At 63.3% G+C, this 16085-nt stretch carries 17 protein-coding genes, 3 tRNA genes and 1 pseudogene; 12 read left to right on the top strand and 9 right to left on the bottom strand.

From position 1 onward, the window contains the following. Positions 1-133: 133 nt before the first annotated feature. The 3 genes and pseudogenes from APT59_RS08935 to APT59_RS08925 all read right to left on the bottom strand — a co-directional run. A pseudogene (locus tag APT59_RS08935) lies at positions 134-1948 on the bottom strand (PAS domain-containing protein); the annotation flags it as partial. Positions 1949-2092: 144 nt separating this feature from the next. Beyond that, positions 2093-2878 (bottom strand): sulfite exporter TauE/SafE family protein, encoded by a 786-nt coding sequence (locus APT59_RS08930; protein ID WP_059314520.1) that lies wholly within the window; start codon positions 2876-2878, stop codon positions 2093-2095. Positions 2879-2996: 118 nt separating this feature from the next. Beyond that, positions 2997-3359 carry a hypothetical protein gene (locus APT59_RS08925; RefSeq protein ID WP_059314519.1) on the bottom strand — a complete coding sequence of 121 codons (363 nt, stop codon included), beginning with the start codon at positions 3357-3359 and terminating at the stop codon, positions 2997-2999. A gap of 166 nt (positions 3360-3525) precedes the next feature. Between APT59_RS08925 and APT59_RS08920 the strand changes: the two genes are divergently transcribed. The 3 genes from APT59_RS08920 to APT59_RS08915 all read left to right on the top strand — a co-directional run bounded on the left by APT59_RS08920 (position 3526) and on the right by APT59_RS08915 (position 4321). Next, positions 3526-3729, top strand: a complete 204-nt coding sequence (locus APT59_RS08920) for a hypothetical protein (protein ID WP_059314518.1) — start codon at positions 3526-3528, stop codon at positions 3727-3729. Positions 3730-3818: 89 nt separating this feature from the next. Further along, on the top strand, positions 3819-3947 hold the full coding sequence (locus APT59_RS22770; protein WP_257721113.1) for a hypothetical protein: 129 nt from the start codon (positions 3819-3821) through the stop codon (positions 3945-3947). Positions 3948-4126: 179 nt separating this feature from the next. After that, positions 4127-4321 carry a hypothetical protein gene (locus tag APT59_RS08915; RefSeq protein ID WP_059314517.1) on the top strand — a complete coding sequence of 65 codons (195 nt, stop codon included), beginning with the start codon at positions 4127-4129 and terminating at the stop codon, positions 4319-4321. 118 nt (positions 4322-4439) lie between these two features. Here the strand turns inward: APT59_RS08915 and APT59_RS08910 are convergent. The 3 genes from APT59_RS08910 to APT59_RS08900 form a co-directional block, all read right to left on the bottom strand. Continuing rightward, a tRNA-Leu gene (locus APT59_RS08910) sits at positions 4440-4524 on the bottom strand. A 51-nt stretch (positions 4525-4575) separates the two neighbouring features. Then, positions 4576-4651 (bottom strand) — tRNA-His (locus APT59_RS08905). A gap of 35 nt (positions 4652-4686) precedes the next feature. Then, positions 4687-4763 (bottom strand) — tRNA-Arg (locus APT59_RS08900). Between the two features lie 249 nt (positions 4764-5012). On the opposite strand from APT59_RS08900, the gene folD reads away from it, so the two are divergent. Then, positions 5013-5867: a bifunctional methylenetetrahydrofolate dehydrogenase/methenyltetrahydrofolate cyclohydrolase FolD gene (gene folD / locus APT59_RS08895; RefSeq protein WP_059314516.1), complete on the top strand. Its 855-nt coding sequence runs from the start codon at positions 5013-5015 to the stop codon at positions 5865-5867. 43 nt (positions 5868-5910) lie between these two features. On the opposite strand, the gene APT59_RS08890 is transcribed toward folD, so the two are convergent. After that, positions 5911-6756, bottom strand: coding sequence for a glycine betaine ABC transporter substrate-binding protein (locus APT59_RS08890; protein WP_420480513.1), 846 nt, complete (start codon positions 6754-6756; stop codon positions 5911-5913). Positions 6757-7024: 268 nt separating this feature from the next. Here APT59_RS08890 and APT59_RS08885 point away from each other — a divergent pair, with 268 nt between their 5' ends. After that, positions 7025-8335 carry an alpha/beta fold hydrolase gene (locus APT59_RS08885; RefSeq protein WP_059314514.1) on the top strand — a complete coding sequence of 437 codons (1311 nt, stop codon included), beginning with the start codon at positions 7025-7027 and terminating at the stop codon, positions 8333-8335. Positions 8336-8432: 97 nt separating this feature from the next. Further along, positions 8433-9149 carry a VacJ family lipoprotein gene (locus tag APT59_RS08880; RefSeq protein WP_420480512.1) on the top strand — a complete coding sequence of 239 codons (717 nt, stop codon included), beginning with the start codon at positions 8433-8435 and terminating at the stop codon, positions 9147-9149. Positions 9150-9152: 3 nt separating this feature from the next. On the opposite strand, the gene APT59_RS08875 is transcribed toward APT59_RS08880, so the two are convergent. Then, on the bottom strand, positions 9153-10289 hold the full coding sequence (locus tag APT59_RS08875) for a patatin-like phospholipase family protein (protein ID WP_059314512.1): 1137 nt from the start codon (positions 10287-10289) through the stop codon (positions 9153-9155). Next, positions 10290-11225 (bottom strand): lipid A biosynthesis lauroyl acyltransferase, encoded by a 936-nt coding sequence (locus APT59_RS08870; protein WP_059314511.1) that lies wholly within the window; start codon positions 11223-11225, stop codon positions 10290-10292. 151 nt (positions 11226-11376) lie between these two features. Between APT59_RS08870 and minC the strand changes: the two genes are divergently transcribed. The 6 genes from minC (at position 11377) to APT59_RS08840 (ending at position 16080) form a co-directional block, all read left to right on the top strand. Then, on the top strand, positions 11377-12123 hold the full coding sequence (minC, locus tag APT59_RS08865; RefSeq protein WP_059314510.1) for a septum site-determining protein MinC: 747 nt from the start codon (positions 11377-11379) through the stop codon (positions 12121-12123). 134 nt (positions 12124-12257) lie between these two features. Continuing rightward, complete coding sequence (gene minD / locus APT59_RS08860) at positions 12258-13076, top strand: septum site-determining protein MinD (protein WP_017642794.1); 819 nt, start codon at positions 12258-12260, stop codon at positions 13074-13076. Continuing rightward, positions 13073-13327, top strand: coding sequence for a cell division topological specificity factor MinE (gene minE / locus APT59_RS08855; RefSeq protein WP_017642793.1), 255 nt, complete (start codon positions 13073-13075; stop codon positions 13325-13327). Before minD ends, minE begins: the two co-directional genes overlap by 4 nt. Positions 13328-13443: 116 nt before the next feature. Next, positions 13444-14079 carry an RluA family pseudouridine synthase gene (locus APT59_RS08850; protein ID WP_059314509.1) on the top strand — a complete coding sequence of 212 codons (636 nt, stop codon included), beginning with the start codon at positions 13444-13446 and terminating at the stop codon, positions 14077-14079. Positions 14080-14125: 46 nt separating this feature from the next. After that, complete coding sequence (locus tag APT59_RS08845; RefSeq protein WP_059314508.1) at positions 14126-14704, top strand: class I SAM-dependent methyltransferase; 579 nt, start codon at positions 14126-14128, stop codon at positions 14702-14704. Positions 14705-14790: 86 nt separating this feature from the next. Further along, the gene (locus APT59_RS08840; RefSeq protein WP_059314507.1) at positions 14791-16080 is read left to right on the top strand and encodes a M18 family aminopeptidase; all 1290 of its coding nucleotides are present in this window, start codon (positions 14791-14793) and stop codon (positions 16078-16080) included. The last annotated feature ends 5 nt before the right edge of the window (positions 16081-16085 follow it).

The following is a 16085-nucleotide window of genomic DNA, read 5'->3' as shown; positions in this document are numbered from 1 at the left end:
CGGCGATCTGGTTGATGGAACGGGTCAGGGCGTGCAGCGAGAGATTCATCTGCTCGATCTTCTGCCGCACGTGCTGCTCCATCTCGACCTGGCGGGTGATGTCGGTGGCGAACTTCACCACCTTGTGCACCTGCCCTTCGGCGTCGAAGATCGGGTTGTAGGTCGCCTGGATCCAGATCCGCTGACCGAACTTGCTCAGCCGCATGAAGCGCCCGCCGAACACCTCGCCCTGAGCCAGTCGCGCCCAGAACTCACGGTACTCGCTGGAAGCGACGTGCTCGGCTTCGCAGAAGAGCCGATGATGCTGGCCACGAATCTCTTCCAGGCGATAGCCGAGGGTAGCCAGGAAGTTGCGATTGGCATCGAGGATCTTGCCGGTCAGGTCGAACTCGATCACCGCCTGGCCGCGATCGATGGCGGCCACCTTGCCGGCATAGTCGCTGTTGCGAATCTGACTCTCGGTGATGTCCACGGCGAACTTCACCACCTTGCACGGCTTGCCGTCGGCGTCGAAGATCGGGTTGTAGGTGGCCTGGATCCAGATCTCCTCGCCACGACTGTTGCGCCGCTTGTACACCCCGGCATCGAATTCACCGCGCCCAAGCTTATCCCAGAACAACCGATACTCCGCCGAGCGGGCATAGTCGTCAGCGCAGAACAGGCGGTGATGCTTGCCCACTATCTCGTCGGCCTGGTAACCCAAGGCCAGCAGGAAGTTGCGGTTGGCGGTCAGCACCGTGCCGTCCAGCGAGAATTCGGCGATGGCCTGGGACCGGTCGATGGCCGCTACCTTGCCTTCGTAGTCGCTGTTGCGCAGCTGACTTTCGGTCACGTCACTGGCGAATTTGACGACCTTGTAGGGTTTGCCCTCGGCATCGAGGATGGGATTGTAGGTGGCCTGGATCCACACCTGACGCCCATCGCTGGCGCGGCGCTTGTACAAGCCGGCATCGAAGTCGCCGCGGCCGAGCTTTTCCCAGAACAGCCGATACCCCGGCGAGCGCGCATCATCCGGTTCGCAGAAGATCCGGTGATGCTTGCCACGCACCTCTTCCAGGCGATAGCCGAGTGCGGCGAGGAAATTTTCGTTGGCGTCGAGGATGGTGCCGTGCAGATCGAATTCGATCACCGCCTGGGCCCGATCGATGGCGGCCATCTTGCCTTCGAATTCGGCGGCCTGGAGTTGCGCGTCGGTCACGTCGGTGGCGAACTTCACCACCTTGTAGGGTCGGCCGTCGCTGTCGAGGATGGGATTGTAGGTGGCCTGGATCCAGATCGGTCGGCCATCGCGGCGGATACGCTTGTAGACGCCGGTATCGAAGGTGCCCTGGCCCAGTCGATTCCACAGCAGGGCATATTCCGGCGAGCGAGCGTAGTCGGCCGGGCACATCAGACTATGATGCCGCCCGCGCAGCTCATCCAGCTCGTAGCCGGTCATGTCGAGGAAGTTGTCGTTGGCCCAGAGCACGTTGCCCTGCAGATCGAATTCGATCACCGCCTGGGAGCGATGGATGGCTGCGATCTTGCCCTCGAACTCCACCGCCTGCAGCCGGGCTTCAGTGATATCGGTGGCGAACTTGATGATGCGCTGGGGTTTGCCCTCGGCATCCAGCAGCGGGTTATAGGTGGCGCGAATCCACACCAGGCTGCCGTCCTTGCGCTTGCGTCGATAGACGCCACTGCGGAACTCGCCACGACTCAGCGTCTCCCAGAACGCCTGGTAGTCTTCGCTCTCGGCCACTGCCGCCGGGCAGAACAGACGATGGTGGCGTCCGCTGATCTCATCCAGGCGATAACCGAAGGTCTCCAGGAAATTGCCGTTGGCATGCAGCACCGTCCCCTGCAGATCGAACTCGATCACCGCCAGGGAGCGATCCAGGGCCTGGCGCAGGGTGTGATAGGCGCTGGCATCATCGACGGTGGCAGAGGCGGTGAAAGCGGAAGACATGGGGGCAACTCCAGGAAGGGACTCGGCAATCAGGCTATCGGCAATTGCGATAACAATTTGAGTTCCGTCTATCCTAGAGAGGTTTTCGCTCAGCGGAGCGCCAGTAGTCGTCTGACGAATGACCCGTTTCGCTTGCAGCTGGTCTCACGCCACCAGCTTGGCGCCGATGAGCATCAGCATGATCGCGAGGCAAGGCCGCAGTACCTTGTCCGGCACCCGTCCGGAGAGATGACTGCCCATGAAGATGCCCGGTAGCGAACCCAGCAGCAGAAAGCCCAGCACGTGCCAGTCCAGATTGCCCAGGCCGGCATGACCGAGCCCCGCCACCAGGGTCAGGGGGACCGCATGGGCGATTTCGGTGCCGACCAGCCGCCGGGTCGCCATCAACGGATAGAGCAGAAAGAGTGCGACCGTGCCCAAGGCCCCGGCGCCAATGGAGGTCAGGGTCACCATGAAGCCCAGCACTGCGCCGGTCAGCACCGTCAGGGCGATGAGGCGACCGGCACTCAGGTGCAGTCTGTCGCCGGCATGGCGACTGGCGAAGGCAAAGATCTGCCGCTTGAACAGGATGGCCAGGGCCGTCAGCAGCAGCACGATGCCCAGCGCCTGCTTGATCAGCGCATTGGTGGCGTGCTGATCGCCCGGCAACAGCGCCAGGGCGAGTAGCGTCAGCAGCGCGGCCGGTACGCTGCCTGCGGCCAGCCAGCCGGTCACGGCCCAGTCGATGTTGCGATTGCGCTGATGGACGAAGACGCCACCGGCCTTGGTGATGGCGGCATAGAGCAGATCGGTACCCACCGCAGCGGCCGGGTTGATCCCGAACCAGAGCAGGATGGGCGTCATCAGGGAGCCGCCCCCTACCCCGGTCATGCCCACGATGAAGCCCACCACCAGCCCCGCGATCACGAAGCCTATTGCCCCTACTTCCATTACAGCCCCAATTGCCGTTGTCGGCTCATCTAGCGGCCGCACAGGATAACGACTCAGGTTATGCCGAGATATATTGAAAGAATCTTTACTTATAACCCCTAGTGCTATGTCTGACGGATCATCTAGCGCGATGCGCGTCCAGGTAGGCGGTGATCTCCGCATCGTCATAGCCCGCATGGCGAGCATGGGTCGCGACCGCGTCACGACAGGCAGGATCGCTGATGGTCGCCGGTATCGAGACGCCGCAGGGTGTCAACGAGGCTTGAGCGAGAAAGCTCTGCAGATCCTGCTTGTGCTCTTCGGCAACGGGATGGGTACCCGTGGTCGGTGCATGGGCTGCCACCGGCGGCGCCGTCGTCGCTACCACGGCCGGCTCGCTGCCAGTCGAATCGCTCTTGTGCGTGGTCGCCACGGCGGCCACTACCAGCAGACCGAAACCTGCCGTCAATACCAGCAGCTTGCGCGTCGAATTCCCGCTCATGATCCTTGCTTCCCTATAAAACTCTTACCGCTTCGGACATTGCCTTGTCTCAAAACGACGCAAGTCGAACTTTTAACCAATCGAGTCAGACAATATCTTTCCGACTTATGTTCAGTGGAAGCCGGCTCATGCCACACTCCGGGGCATCAGGAACCAGGAGCGGCTCATGCAGCAAAAGGATTTCATCGGCCCTCGATTACGCCAGCTCAGCGCGGACCTCTCGCTTGCCGATCAGTTGGCGGAAACCGCCCAGATCGACCTCAATGCCGATCTCAAGCGCCGGGTACGGGAAGACCTTGAACGCGCGCTACGTGAGGTCGGCCAGCTCAGCGAAGAACAGACGCTGTGGCTGAGTTGGGCCTCCAGCTGAGGTGCCCGCCCAGACGTCATCGCTGCGGCGTCGTCGCACTGTAACGGACGACTGATATCTAGGACGGGTATCTCTACCTGGAGCCTGGCATGAACTCGGACTACGAAATCAGTGACGACATCGCTCAGTGGGTCGGCAGCGTCTTGCTGACCCTGGTGCTGCTCAGTGGCGGCGCCATCGGCGGTACGCTCTTCCTGCTGAGCGAGACCCTTGCCTGACCGTCTGTCGCCTGGCGTCTTCAGCTACCAGGCACAGCGAGTCCGTCGTTGACCCGACGCTCGCCTGCCCGCACGCGCCCTGTCCGCCAGTGATCCGCCTGCAACTTGCATTGATCGCCCGGCGCGCTACTCTCGAAAGGTGGCAATAACTATTAGTGCACACAGCGAGAGGCCGGATCATGCGAACCCAACTGACCCGCTCGATCACCCTGTTCGACGACCCGCACCCGTACGCGGCCGTGAGGGACAGCTCACCAGCGCCCACAGGCGTACGCCTAGCCAGCGGCTTCCGCCAGAAATGGACCGGGGCCGTGCTGTTTGGCACCACCTTTGGCCTCGCCCTCTGCGCGCCTCTGCTCCGGCATCTCCACTAACCACCCAAGGCTGGAAACAGGGGCGCTGGCGGCTGCGCACCTCAAGGCACCGGCTGCCGCTCGAATTCCAGACACAAAAAAACCGGCACTAGGCCGGCTTTCTGCTTTGCATCTTGATTGGTGCGGACGGAGAGACTCGAACTCTCACACCTTGCGGCGCCAGAACCTAAATCTGGTGTGTCTACCAATTCCACCACGTCCGCGAGACGCTTGAAAGACGAACGCCAGACACGAGGTCTGGCGTTCGCTGAATATGGGGTGGACGATGGGAATCGAACCCACGACACCAGGAGCCACAATCCTGTGCTCTACCAACTGAGCTACGCCCACCATATCTTACATGCTTGCCGTCGCCGAACCGCCAATGGCGCGCCCGGCAGGACTCGAACCTGCGACCATCCGCTTAGAAGGCGGATGCTCTATCCAGCTGAGCTACGGGCGCCTGTTACGGCAGCTGCCCTAGCAGAGACTTCCTTGGTGAGAAGCCTCTTGCCTGGCCCTTGTCAGTGACTTGGGCTGTGCTCGGCAAGCGGGGCGAATGTTATAAAGCTCGCGGCACCCCGTCAACTAATTTTTTAAAAATTTTTAAGCAGAAAGAATGAGTTAGCCGTCGCTCGAGGCTTCTCTGTTGCCAGTGGGCCCGTCCATGCGAAAATAGCCGACCCTTTTCCGTCACCACCAGAAACCGCCCATGACCGCCCAACTGATCGACGGCAAGTCCATTGCCGCCCGCCTGCGCCAGGATATTGCCCAGCGAGTCTCTCAACGTCGTAGCGCCGGACTGCGCGCCCCTGGCCTCGCCGTCATCCTGGTCGGCGACGATCCCGCCTCGCGCGTCTATGTGGCGCACAAACGCAAGGATTGCGAAGAGGTAGGCTTCGACTCCTATGCCCATGACCTGCCGGCCAGCACCAGCCAGGCGGAGCTGGAAGCCCTGATCGACCGTCTCAATGACGACACCAGCGTCGATGGCATCCTCCTGCAGCTGCCCCTCCCCGCCCACCTGGATGCCACCACGCTGCTCGAACGCATCCGCACCGACAAGGACGTGGACGGCTTCCACCCCTATAACCTGGGCCGTCTGGCGCAGCGCAACCCCCAGCTGCGGCCCTGCACGCCCAAGGGCATCATGACCCTGCTGCACAGCACCGGTGTCGACCTCTATGGTCTGGATGCGGTGGTGGTCGGCGCTTCCAACATCGTTGGTCGCCCCATGGCGCTGGAACTGCTGCTGGCCGGCTGCACCGCCACGGTCACCCACAGATTCACCCGCTCCCTCGAACACCATGTCAGCCAGGCCGACCTGGTAGTGGTGGCCGTGGGCAAGCCGGGGTTGGTCAAGGGCGAATGGATCAAGCCCGGCGCCATCGTCATTGACGTCGGCATCAATCGCCAGGCCGACGGCCGCCTGGTTGGCGACGTGGAGTACGAAAGCGCGCGCGAACGTGCCAGCTGGATCACCCCGGTACCGGGCGGAGTCGGCCCCATGACGCGGGCTTGCCTGCTGGAAAACACCCTGTACGCTGCCGAACAGCTGCACAGCTAAAAAAAACGGGCCCCGCGGGGCCCGTTCTTCATTCGGCTACGTCTCAGGGCAGCCAGGACTTCACGCGATCCGGGTGCTTGGCCAGCCAGGCCTTGGCGGCCTCTTCCGGCTTCTGACCTTCTTCGACCGCCAGCATCACCTCGTTCACCTCACCCGGCTGCCAGGCGAACTTCTTCAGGAAGTCCCAGACCGGCTTGGCCTTGGCTTCCAGCGCGGGGTTGGCCACGGTATCGACATGCTCGGAGCCGCCGAATACGCCCTTGGGATCTTCCAGGAACTTGAGTTTCCACTTGGCGAACATCCAGTGCGGCACCCAACCGGTCACCACGACGGCCTTCTGGTCCTTCTCGGCGCGGGTCAGCTCGGCGATCATGCCGCTGCCCGAACTGGCCACCAGCTTGTAATCCAGGCCGTAGTCCTTGATCGCCTGATCGGCCTTGATCATGACCCCGGCACCGGCGTCGATACCGATGATACGGCCGCCGAAGTCGGCCTTCTGCGCCTGCAGATCGGCGATGCTGTTGGCCTTGACGTAGTCCGGCACGATCAAACCGATCTTGGCGTCGGGGGTGTTGACGTTCAGGTCGACCACCTGGTCTTTCATCTTCTCGTAGTAGGCGCCGTGGGTGACCGGCAACCAGGCGGAGAGCATGGCGTCGAGTTTGCCGCGAGCGACGCCCTGCCACATGATGCCGGCAGCAACCGGCATGAGCTTGACTTCATAGCCCAGATTCTGGCGGATCACTTCAGCTGCGGTGTGGGTGGTTGCCACGCTGTCGGCCCAGCCATCGACATAGCCGATGGTGATTTCGGGCTTGGCCGCCTGGGCCAGGCTCATGGCGGTGGTGAGCGCAACACCCAGTCCTATTCCCAACAGTTTCTTCACCATGCTCATGCAGCAGTCCTCTCGCTATGGAATTCGGGCGGTTGCCCCATACCCATCATTCGGGCAATGCAAGATGGCCACTACCGCCTGGACGACCTACATAGACCGGTTAGCGACAAGAGCCGCACTTTTCACGACATCGGTTGTCGCTTGACGCGGACCATGGACCGCTCTGTAATCAACGCCTCGCAGAAACCTTCCCCTGTCGATGCAACCTATCGGCGGGCCGTTGTCTTACCTACGCTCTCAGCCCTCTGAAAGGACTCTGTCCATGCGTTTTACGTTGCGCGTCGCCGCCCTGCTGGGCGCGCTGTTTTCCAGTCTCTGCGGTACCGCGCAGGCGGCAGCCGAAGTGGATGCCGCCACCTATGGCTATCCCCTGGTCAATCCTTTCGAGGCCACCATCGTCACCACGCCGGAAAAATTCCGTCCGGAGCTGCCGCCCGAAAGCACCATCGACCAGGACGACTACAGCATCAACCTGCGTCCGGAACGGGAATATCAGCTGCCTGGCAACTTCTGGCCAGTCAAGAAATTCCATTACCGCCTCGCTCGCCAGGACCATCCGGCGCCACTGATCTTCCTCATCGCCGGCACTGGCGCCAACTATTCCTCCAGCACCCAGGAATACCTGAAGCGGCTCTATTACGCTGCCGGCTACCACGTGGTGCAGCTGTCCTCGCCCACCAGCTGGGACTTCATGGTATCGGTCTCGCGGACCGCTACCCCGGGCTACACCCCGCATGACGCCGAGGATCTCTATCGCGCCATGCAGGCGGTACGTGCCCAGCATCCCAAGCTGCCGGTCACCGATTACTACCTGACCGGCTACAGCCTGGGTGGCCTGGATGCGGCCTTCGTCTCCTACCTCGACGAGAGCCAGCGCAGCTTCAATTTCAAGAAGGTGCTGATGGTGAATCCGCCGGTCAATCTGCTGACCTCGGTGCGCAACCTCGATCGCCTGGTACAGACCGAAGTGAAGGGCGTGACCAACAACCGCACCTTCTACGAACTCATCCTGGCGAAGCTGACCCGCTACTTCCAGGAAAAGGGTTATGTCGACTTCAATGACGCCGTGGTGCGCGACTTCCAGCGTTCGCCAGAGCGCCTGAGCAACGAAGAACTGGCCATGCTGATCGGCTCGTCCTTCCGCTTCTCGGCAGCAGACATCGCCTTCACCTCCGACCTGATCAATCGTCGCGGTCTGATCACCCCGCCGACCTACCCCATCACCGAAGGCACCAGCCTGACGCGCTTCTTCGCCCGCTCGCTGCAGTGCGATTTCGACTGCTACATGACCGAGCAGGTGATGCCGTTCTGGCAGAAGAACTTCAAGGGGCAGAACCTTGACGATCTGGCGCGCAAATCCAGTCTGACGGCCCTTGAGGACTACTTGAAGAGCAGCCCCAAGATCGGCGTCATGCATAATGCCGACGACATCATTCTCGGCCCGGGCGACCTCGGTTTCCTGCGCAAGACCTTTGGCGATCGCTTGACCGTCTACCCCCATGGCGGCCATTGCGGCAATCTCAACTACCGCGTCAATGCGAACGCCATGCTGGAGTTCTTCGCCCGTGGTTAAGTCCCTGCTCGCTCTTCTTCTGCTGGCCAGTGCCTCGGTCTTCGCTGCCGAATCGAGCCCGTTGCCCTCCTCCTCGCTGACCATCGGCTCGGACACCATGCCGGCCGCACCGGTCGGGGCCGACGGTTTCAGCAATCCACTCTCGACGCTCAAGTACAACTCGGGACTGGACCAACGCGAATTCGAACGAGCTTCCCTGGTCGCCCTGGACGTCTACGATCCGCTCGAATCCTGGAACCGTCACGTCTACCACTTCAACTACCGACTGGATGAGTGGGTACTGCTGCCGGTGGTCAATGGCTACCGCTGGATCACGCCGCGCTTCGTCCGCTCCGGCGTGAGCAACTTCTTCAGCAACCTGGGTGACGTCAACAACCTGCTCAACAGCGTCCTGCAGTTCAAGGGCCGTCGTGCCCTGGACACCACCGGCCGGCTGTTGCTCAACACCACCATCGGGGTGTTCGGCCTCTGGGATCCGGCCACCAAGGTGGGCCTCATCAAGCAACCGGAAGACTTTGGCCAGACCCTGGGCTTCTACGGAGTCGGCAATGGTCCCTACCTGATGCTGCCGATCCTCGGTCCGTCCAACCTGCGCGATACCGGCGGGCTGGCGGTGGATTTCGCCGCGGAGAGTCAGGTGAACTTCCTCAACGTCAACGACGAGAGCAGTCGCCATCCGGAGATCATGGTGTTGCGTGGTATCAACCTGAGATACGTCACCGACATGAGATACGGCCAGCTGAATTCGCCGTTCGAGTACGAGAAGATCCGCTACTTCTACACCAAGGCGCGTGAGCTGCAGATCGCCGAGTAAGCGTCAGCCCCCGGCGAGAAAGCTCTGGAGTTCCGGTAAGCGGGCTTGGGCATCGGCCCGGCCCAGCGCCATGAGCTCCTGGCAGTAGGCCGACTCGAACAGCAGATAACTCAGCAAGGCGCTGCCCGAAGGCCGGTTCACGCCGACGCCCCGCAGCAACTGCCGCAATGCTGGCGGCAGGCGTTTGCGGTGGCGGGTGGCGATGTCGGCGAGCGGCTGGCTTGGCGAGATCACCAGCATTTCTACCGGGCGGCAGAAGCGCCCGGTGACTGGATCACCGGCCGGCAAGGCGCTGCTGAGCAGATTGAGTCGCCGCAGGGTTTCGGTATCGCTATCGAGGGCATCGACGAAGGTACTGTTGAGCAGATGCCCACCGATCTGCGCCACCGAGGGCGGCCGCCCCTGCAGACCTAGCTCGTTACCACCCTGGGCACCGAGCCCTATCACCAGGATTCGATCCGCCCCCAGATGCAGCGCCGGACTGATGGGTGCCGTCTGCCTGACCGAACCGTCCCCGAGATATTCGCGACCCACCTTGACCGGCGGAAAGAACAACGGAATGGCCGTACTGGCCAGCAGGTGATCGACCGCCAGCCGCGCCGGTACCCCGATCCGGCGATGGCGGAACCAGGGATCGAGCGTGCCATGGCCCTGGTAGAAGGTCATGGCCTGACCCGAGGCATAGCCAAAGGCGGTGACCGCCACCGCCCGCAAGGCGCGCTGGCGCAGGGCGGCGGTGATGCCGGAGAAATCCAGTTCGCGGCTGAGCAGCGCCCGTAGCGGCGCGTTGTCGAGCAAGGCCAGTGGTTCTTGCCGCCAGGCGCCGAACACCGTCTGCAGGCCGAAACGCGCGGCCTGGCGTGTCGCTCCACCCCAGTCGCTGCGATAGATCATCCCGGTTTCCAGCCCTGACCACACCGCTGCCAGGCGCGTTACCGCGCGACCGAAATCCAAAGCACCGCAGGCCAGTACCGCCGCATTGAGGGCGCCAGCCGAGGTACCGACGAGGATGGGAAAGGGATTGTTCGCCGGGGCGCTCAGGGTGTCTGCTACCACCTGCAGCACACCGACCTGGTAGGCCGCGCGGGCACCGCCGCCGGCCAGGATCAGCCCGGTACGCTGCTCGGCGGCACCACTCATCTAGCGCTTCTTCTTGGGATACAGCTTGGGCTCGCCGGGCGGGCGGGTCTTGAAGCGCCGATGGGCCCAGAGGTATTGCTCCGGCAGCTGGCTGACGCAGCGCTCGACCCACCGATTGATGCGCAGGCAATCGGCTTCCTCGTTCTCGCCAGGAAAGTCGGCCAGGGGCGGATGGACGACCAGCCGGTAGCCCGAGCCATCCGCCAGGCGCTCCTGGGTGAAGGGCAGCACCCGCGCCCGTCCTAGCCGCGCGAACTTGGTGGTGGCCGTGACGGTGGCCGCAGGAATGCCGAACAGGGGCACGAACAGGCTCTGCTTGGCGCCATAGTCCTGGTCGGGCGCATACCAGATCGCCCGCCCGGCCCGCAGCACCTTGAGCATGGCACGGACGTCTTCGCGCTCAATGGCAGTAGCGTCCAGGTTGTGACGCTCGCGACCGCGGCGCTGGATGAAGTCGAACACCGGATTCTTGTGCTGGCGGTACATGCCGTCGATGGTATGCCGCTGCCCGAGGAGCGCCGCGCCGATTTCCAGAGTGGTGAAATGCAGTGCCATGAGGATGACGCCCTGCCCGTCGCGCTGGGCGGCCTGCAGATGCTCGATGCCCTCGATATGGGCCAGCCGGGCCAGGCGCTGACGCGGCCACCACCAGCTCATGGCCATTTCCAGCAGGGCCATGGCGCTGCTGGCGAAGTTGCGGCGTAGCAGCCGATCGCGTGCCCGCTCGTCGAGCTGGGGAAAACAGAGCTCCAGGTTTCGACGGGCAATGGCCCGCCGCTGACCGGCGACGTGATAGAAGATCCAGCCAAGCCCTTGGGCCAGGCGCAGCAGCACGGCATAGGGCAATTGGACCAGCAGCCAGAGCAGGCCAAGCCCCAGCCAGAGCGGCCAATACCGTGGATTGAGAAAGGCGAGGCGGAAAGACGGCCGCTCCATCGGAACTCCTGCATGAAAAAGTCGCGCCATTCTACAGGCCTCGCGCAGATTTCCCGTAGCCTTCACAGTCACGGCCCCCGTCGCCCGACGAGGGTTGCGACACGCAGGGCATCCCGCTATAAGTCCCGCCATCCAAGCACAAGTATCCACTATGACCGCAGCCGATCCTTCCGAAAGCGACTCCGTCTTCCAGCTCAAGGGCAACATGCTCGCCGTGACCGTGCTGGAGCTTCTCCGCAACGACCTGGGGCGCCTGGACCGGCAACTGGCCCAGAAAGTCGCTCAGGCACCCAATTTCTTCCAGGAAACACCGCTGGTGCTCGGCCTGGACAAGCTCGCCGACGATGCCGGTCCGCTCGACCTGGGCGCCCTCCTCGACCTCTGCCGCCGCCATGGCCTGCGCACCCTGGCCCTGCGTGCCAGCCGCAGCGGGGACCTGGCCGCCGCCAACGACTACGACCTGCCGATCCTGCCGCCCAGCTCCGGCGGTCGTGAGCGCCAGGTCGACCCGCGTGACCGCGAGCCGGTCAAGCCAGCCGAACCTGTCGTACCGCCCGCCCCGGCGATCAATCCGACCAAGATCATCACCGCGCCGGTGCGCGGCGGGGTGCAGCTCTATGCCCCGGCCGGCGATCTGGTGGTGCTGGCGCCGGTCAGCCCCGGCGCGGAATTGCTCGCCGACGGCAACATCCACGTCTACGGCCCCATGCGTGGCCGTGCCCTGGCTGGCGTCAAAGGTGATACAAAAGCGCGGATTTTCTGCCAGCAGCTGACCGCGGAACTGCTGTCCATCGCCGGCCAGTACAAGGTCGCCGAAGACCTGCGACGCCATCCGCAATGGGGCAATCCGGTACAGGTCGCTTTGGTGGGAGATGTGTTGAACATCACCCGCCTTTAACGGATAATTTCGCGAATTTTTCGCAATTGGCGCCTAAACCGCCAAGGGCAATACGAAGCGCGACACTGCCTGCAATCTCGTCACCGAGGGCACCGAGTCGCTTCAGTTATTACTTTCGATCAAGGTGAATCAGTTTGGCCAAAGTACTCGTAGTCACCTCCGGCAAGGGCGGCGTCGGCAAGACCACCAGCAGCGCTGCCATCGGTACCGGTCTCGCTCTGCGCGGCCACAAGACCGTCATCGTCGACTTCGACGTTGGCCTGCGTAACCTCGACCTGATCATGGGTTGCGAGCGCCGGGTGGTGTATGACTTCGTCAACGTGATCAACAACGAAGCCACCCTGAGCCAGGCCCTGATCAAGGACAAGCGTCTCGAAAACCTGTTCGTGCTGGCTGCCAGCCAGACCCGCGACAAGGACGCCCTGACCCAGGACGGCGTCGAGCGCGTGATCAACGAACTCAAGCAGACCTTCGACTTCATCGTCTGCGACTCCCCCGCCGGGATCGAGAAGGGTGCCCACCTGGCGATGTACTTCGCCGACGAGGCCATCGTGGTCACCAACCCCGAGGTCTCCTCGGTGCGTGACTCCGACCGCATGCTCGGCCTGCTGGCCAGCAAATCGCGCCGCGCCGAAAAGGGCGAGGAAGCCATCAAGGAGCACCTGCTGCTGACCCGCTACAACCCCGAGCGCGTCACCAAGGGCGAGATGCTTGGCGTCGAGGACGTGGAAGAGATCCTGTCCATTCGCCTGCTCGGCGTGATCCCCGAATCCCAGGCGGTGCTCAAGGCCTCGAACCAGGGCATTCCGGTGATTCTCGACGAACAGAGCGACGCCGGTCAGGCTTACAGTGATACCGTGGAGCGACTGCTCGGCAAGGAAGTGGCCTATCGCTTCCTCGACGTGAAGAAGAAAGGCTTCCTGCAACGTCTGTTCGGGGGTGGTGCCGAATGAACATCTTCGACTTCTTTCGCGACCGGAAGAAGCAGAACAGCGCTTCGATAGCCAAGGAACGGCTACAGATCATCGTGGCCCACGAGCGTGGTCGCCACGAGCAGCCGGACTATCTGCCGCAGCTGCAGAAGGACCTGCTGGAAGTGATCCGCAAGTACGTGCCGATCGAGCAGGACCAGATCCAGGTAGAGCTGGAAAACCAGGGCAGCTGCTCCATCCTCGAACTCAACATCACCCTGCCCGACCGCTAACGCGAACCAGGCAGGACAGCGGCGGCCCCAGGGCCGCCGTTGGCGTTTAAGCCATGTCGAATTCCTGGCATCTGCCAAGCGGACGCAGGATTCGAAGCCAGGCCTCTAGGAATCCCATGCCTCTCTCCAACATCCGCATCATTCACCAGGACAACGCCCTGCTGGTGGTCGACAAGCCCACCCTGCTGCTGTCGGTCCCTGGTCGTGCCGAAGACAACCGCGACTGCCTGGTGACCCGCCTGCAGGAAAACGGCTATCCCGAGGCGCGCATCGTCCACCGCCTGGACTGGGAAACCTCCGGTGTCATCGTACTGGCGCGGGATGCCGACAGTCATCGCGAACTGTCGCGGCAGTTCCATGATCGCGAGACGGAAAAGGCTTATACCGCCCTGTGCTGGGGCGAGCCGGACGCCAACAGCGGCCGCATCGAATTACCGCTGCGCTACGACCCGCCGACCAAGCCGCGCCACGTGGTGGATCACGAACTGGGACGTCACGCCCTGACCTTCTGGCAGGTGCTGGAACGCCATGGTCATTACAGCCGGGTGGAGCTCACTCCTATCACCGGACGGTCGCATCAGCTGCGGGTCCATATGCTGAGCATCGGACACCCACTGCTGGGCGATCAGCTCTATGCCCGGGGCGATGCCCTTTCCGCCCAACCGCGCCTTTGCCTGCACGCCAGCCTGCTGGCATTGACCCATCCCGTCTCGGGCGAGCGCATGAGCTTCACCAGTCCCGCCCCCTTCTGACCCCCGCTGTCACTGGCATACTGTGCGCTCACCTGAGGAGCGCCCCATGTCCCCCTGGACGTCCTATTACACTGCCACCGCCAACGGCGGTCCGCGCGAGACCCTGCTGCAGGCGCTGGCCAGCTGGACTGCCCCACCCGGGATCGCACTGGACCTGGGCTGCGGCACCGGCCGCGATACCTTCGTCCTGCTGGAACAAGGCTGGCAGGTGCACGCCGTGGATGCCGAGGCCGAAGCCCTGGGCCTACTGCGGCAGCGAATATCGGATTCGTGGCAGGCACGTCTGGAAACCCGGCAGGCGCAACTCGAAACCGTCGAGCTCCCACGCGGCGACCTCATCAATGCCAGCTTCGCCCTGCCCTTTTGCGAACCGGCGCGCTTCCCTGACCTCTGGGCACGGATCAGCGCCGCGGTGCGCCCGGGCGGTCTCTTCTGCGGTCAACTGTTCGGTGAACGGGACAGCTGGGCCAGCAAGGGCGTGACGGTCGTAAAGGCCGCCGAACTGCAGCAGCTGCTGCACGGCTGGGAGGTCCTCCTGCAGCTTGAAGAGGAAGAGGACGGCCACACCCCAATCGGGCGGCCCAAGCACTGGCACATTCACCATCTGGTCCTGCGGCGACGCTGAGCGACCTGCTCTCGGCGCCTGGGCGCTGCGCTCGACTCCCCCGGGTCCAGAACCTAGACTGGACGCCTTGTCGTCCGGAGTCGTCCATGCGTACCGATCAGATCCAAGGCCTCATCGATTTTCTCGCCAGCTCTCCTACCCCCTTCCATGCTACCGCCAGCCTCGCCAGCCGCCTCGAAGCGGCCGGCTATAAGCGCCTGGACGAGCGCGAAAGCTGGTCCGTGCAACCGGGTGGACGCTACTACGTCACCCGCAACGACTCCTCCCTGATCGCCGTGCGCCTGGGCAGCCAGCCGCTGGAGCGCGGTCTGCGCCTGGTTGGCGCCCATACCGACAGCCCCTGTCTCAAGGTCAAGCCGCAGCCGGAGTTGCAGCGGCAGGGCTTCTGGCAACTGGGAGTCGAGGTCTATGGCGGCATGCTCATGGCGCCCTGGTTCGACCGCGACCTGTCGCTGGCCGGACGGGTGACCTTCCGCACCGGGGGCCGGGTCCGAAGTCGACTGGTTGATTTCCGCAAGCCGCTGGCGATCATTCCCAACCTGGCCATCCACCTCAACCGCGAGGCCAACCAGGGCTGGGCCATCAACGCCCAGAACGAACTGCCGCCGATCCTGGCGCAGGTCCCTGCCGGCGAACGCCGTGACTTCCGCGCCCTGCTAGCCGCTCGCTTGAAGCAGGAGCACGGCATTGATGATGCCGAGGTGCTGGATTTCGAGCTGAGCTTCTATGACGTTCAACCTGCCGCCCTCATCGGCCTGGACGACGACTTCATCGCGGCAGCCCGCCTGGACAACCTTCTATCGTGCCATGCCGGCCTCGAGGCCCTGCTGGCGAGCGAAGGTGACGAGAATGCCGTGCTGGTCTGCACCGATCATGAGGAAGTGGGTTCCACCTCATGCTGCGGCGCCGACGGTCCCTTCCTGGAGCAGGTACTGCAACGCCTATTGCCCGCAGGAGACGCCTTCACGCGTACCCTGCAGCGCTCCCTGCTGATCTCGGCCGACAATGCCCATGGCGTACACCCCAACTATGCCGACAAGCACGATGGCAACCACGGCCCGCGACTGAACGCCGGCCCGGTGATCAAGGTGAATGCCAACCAGCGCTACGCCACCAGCAGCGAAACCGCCGCCTTCTTCCGCGACCTCTGCCAGCGCGAAGAGGTACCGGTGCAGAGCTTCGTGGTGCGCAGCGACATGGGTTGCGGCTCCACCATCGGCCCCATCACCGCCGGCCAGCTGGGGGTGCGCACCGTGGACATCGGCCTGCCCACCTTCGCCATGCACTCCATCCGTGAACTCGCTGGCAGCCGCGACCTGGGTTACCTGATCAAGGTGCTGACGGCCTTTTACGCCAGCTCCGAGTTGCCGCTCTGAGTCAG

This window comes from Pseudomonas oryzihabitans (genome assembly GCF_001518815.1).
GTDB lineage: Bacteria > Pseudomonadota > Gammaproteobacteria > Pseudomonadales > Pseudomonadaceae > Chryseomonas > Chryseomonas oryzihabitans_E.
Note: the sequence above shows the minus strand (reverse complement) of the source record. Positions and strands in the feature narration are given on the sequence as shown.

Coding starts and splice junctions, on each gene's coding strand:
- APT59_RS08850 (WP_059314509.1), top strand. CDS start 13,444: ATGCCTCTCTCCAACATCCGCATCATTCACCAGGACAACGCCCTGCTG.
- minC (WP_059314510.1), top strand. CDS start 11,377: ATGACCGCAGCCGATCCTTCCGAAAGCGACTCCGTCTTCCAGCTCAAG.
- minE (WP_017642793.1), top strand. CDS start 13,073: ATGAACATCTTCGACTTCTTTCGCGACCGGAAGAAGCAGAACAGCGCT.
- APT59_RS08890 (WP_420480513.1), bottom strand. CDS start 6,756: ATGGTGAAGAAACTGTTGGGAATAGGACTGGGTGTTGCGCTCACCACC.
- APT59_RS08880 (WP_420480512.1), top strand. CDS start 8,433: ATGCCGGCCGCACCGGTCGGGGCCGACGGTTTCAGCAATCCACTCTCG.
- APT59_RS08915 (WP_059314517.1), top strand. CDS start 4,127: ATGCGAACCCAACTGACCCGCTCGATCACCCTGTTCGACGACCCGCAC.
- APT59_RS08870 (WP_059314511.1), bottom strand. CDS start 11,225: ATGGAGCGGCCGTCTTTCCGCCTCGCCTTTCTCAATCCACGGTATTGG.
- APT59_RS08920 (WP_059314518.1), top strand. CDS start 3,526: ATGCAGCAAAAGGATTTCATCGGCCCTCGATTACGCCAGCTCAGCGCG.
- folD (WP_059314516.1), top strand. CDS start 5,013: ATGACCGCCCAACTGATCGACGGCAAGTCCATTGCCGCCCGCCTGCGC.
- APT59_RS08845 (WP_059314508.1), top strand. CDS start 14,126: ATGTCCCCCTGGACGTCCTATTACACTGCCACCGCCAACGGCGGTCCG.
- APT59_RS08885 (WP_059314514.1), top strand. CDS start 7,025: ATGCGTTTTACGTTGCGCGTCGCCGCCCTGCTGGGCGCGCTGTTTTCC.
- APT59_RS08875 (WP_059314512.1), bottom strand. CDS start 10,289: ATGAGTGGTGCCGCCGAGCAGCGTACCGGGCTGATCCTGGCCGGCGGC.
- APT59_RS22770 (WP_257721113.1), top strand. CDS start 3,819: ATGAACTCGGACTACGAAATCAGTGACGACATCGCTCAGTGGGTCGGC.
- APT59_RS08930 (WP_059314520.1), bottom strand. CDS start 2,878: ATGGAAGTAGGGGCAATAGGCTTCGTGATCGCGGGGCTGGTGGTGGGC.
- APT59_RS08925 (WP_059314519.1), bottom strand. CDS start 3,359: ATGAGCGGGAATTCGACGCGCAAGCTGCTGGTATTGACGGCAGGTTTC.
- APT59_RS08840 (WP_059314507.1), top strand. CDS start 14,791: ATGCGTACCGATCAGATCCAAGGCCTCATCGATTTTCTCGCCAGCTCT.